A 2,150-nucleotide genomic window follows, 5' to 3' on the forward strand; every position below is an offset into this window, starting at 1 on the left:
CTGAGTGCTGAATGCTTACCAATTATCAATAATTATTTTTATAAAAAATGCGTCTATTTACTACTACTGCAGCTTTGCAATGCTACTTAAATTTATTGAAAAACGATCTAAACAAATCTCCATATACTGTTGGTTTAGTACCAACAATGGGAGCTTTACACAAAGGACATTTAAGCTTAATTAAACGTGCTAAAGAAGAGAATCAAATTACTGTTGTAAGTATTTTTATTAATCCTTTACAGTTTTCTCCTACTGAAGATTTCCAAAAATATCCTCGGCAGTTAGAAGCAGATAAAAAAATATGTGAAGAAGAAGGAGTAGATATTATTTTTGCTCCCACTCCTAAAACGATGGGTATGGAAAATGAGCTGTCTACTAATGCTCAAAATTCTACAACTACAGTTGTTCCTCCATCTAGCATGACATCAATTATGTGTAGTCTTTCTAGACCTGCTTTTTTTCAAGGAATTGCGACTATTGTAACTAAATTATTGAGTTTAGTTCAGCCCAATAATGCTTATTTTGGGCAAAAAGATGCTCAACAATTAGCAATTATTCAAAGGTTGGTAAAAGACCTCAGTTTGTCCGTTAATATTATTTCTTGTCCAATAGTTCGTGAATCTTCAGGATTAGCTATTAGCTCTCGCAATCAATATTTAACTATCGAACAAAAACAGCAAGCTTCCATATTATATAGTTCTCTTTGTCATGGTAGAAAAGTATTTTTAGAAAATCTAAATGCAGCAAATATTGTAGAAAAAATTAAAAATGCTGTGCAGGAACAATTGGCAACTTTACCATTTATAAAACTAGAGTATGTAGAAATAGTCAATCCAGAAAGTTTACAACCTTTAGAAAATATTCAGGATATAGGTTTATTAGCGATCGCTGCTCATATTGGTTCTTGCCGTTTAATAGATAATATTCTCTTGAGAAACCGCAAACCAATAATTGCCATTGACGGTCCTGCTGGAGCTGGCAAATCAACAGTAACCAAATTAGTCGCACAAAAATTAGGACTTTTGTACTTGGACACAGGGGCAATGTATCGAGCCGTAACATGGATGGTATTACAAGCTGGCATCCCAGTAGAAGATGAACCCCAAATAGCAGAGTTAGTCAGTCAATGTCAGATTAGTTTTAATGGCCCTGAAAACAACCATGTCATTATTAATGGCCAGGATGTTACAGAAGCAATTCGGAGCAGAGAAGTTACAAATCATGTTTCAGCTATTGCAGCTCAGGCAACTGTCAGGTATTTTATGGTAGAACAACAACAAAAATTTGGAACAAAAGGAGGAATAGTAGCAGAAGGACGAGATATTGGTACTCATGTATTTCCCAATGCTGAACTAAAGATTTTTTTAACAGCTTCTGTGGAAGAGCGATCGCGACGACGACTGCTAGAGTTACAACAAAAAGGTCAAACTAATATCAGCTTAGAACAAGTAAAAAAAGATATTATTCAACGAGACCAAAAAGATGCTAACCGGAAAATTTCTCCCTTACGAAAAGCTCTAGATGCTATAGAAATTAGCACCGATGGTTTAAGCATAGCGGAAGTTACTCAAAAAATTGTAGATATTTACAGACAAAAAAATCCACAACTATAGTTCATTTAATCCGGAAAATACTTAGTAGATTAAGATTATTTAGATGAAACTTAGGAGGAGAATCAAGTATTTTATTTTCTCAATAAAAGTATTTTTAATAATAGCTATTATTCCAGAATAACAATAATAGTTAAACCGCCTAAAAATTCATGTTTTTTAACTTGACAAAATTCTTGACAAAATTACTGAATAATTTCAGAAAATCACAAAGGTGTGTAGGAGAAATATGACAAACTTAGGTTCACTATCCAGACAAGGGAAATCTTTAGCAACAGTGATAGCTGCTAGTGGAAGTTTCTTAATCGGAATGTTATTGCCCATGGAAATATGGACAAATCAACAAACAAATACAAAAGCAACTACAGTAAAAACAGCAACAAATACAAATACAGTAAAAACAGCAACAAGTACAAAGACAATCAATCAATCGGTAAATAGCAAAGAAACTCCATTAGAAATAATTAAAATTAGTTCTGTTGTTGCCAAAAAAATTAATAATACTAAACAAAAACTGAGGGAATTAGAATTAAAAACCTT

2 protein-coding genes are annotated in these 2,150 nt (G+C 32.9%); both read left to right on the forward strand.

Going from position 1 to position 2,150, the window contains the following annotated elements:
- The first annotated feature begins 47 nt into the window (after positions 1-47).
- Entirely contained in the window at positions 48-1,613 is a 1,566-nt protein-coding gene (locus F6K13_RS29915; protein ID WP_287289389.1) for a bifunctional pantoate--beta-alanine ligase/(d)CMP kinase, read from the forward strand.
- 226 nt (positions 1,614-1,839) lie between these two features.
- Positions 1,840-2,150, forward strand: a 311-nt coding sequence (locus tag F6K13_RS29920) for a hypothetical protein (RefSeq protein WP_287289391.1), incomplete at its 3' end; no start/stop codon positions are given.

Origin of the sequence: Okeania sp. SIO2B9, from assembly GCF_010672505.1 — a bacterium.
Classification (GTDB): Bacteria; Cyanobacteriota; Cyanobacteriia; order Cyanobacteriales; family Microcoleaceae; genus Okeania; species Okeania hirsuta.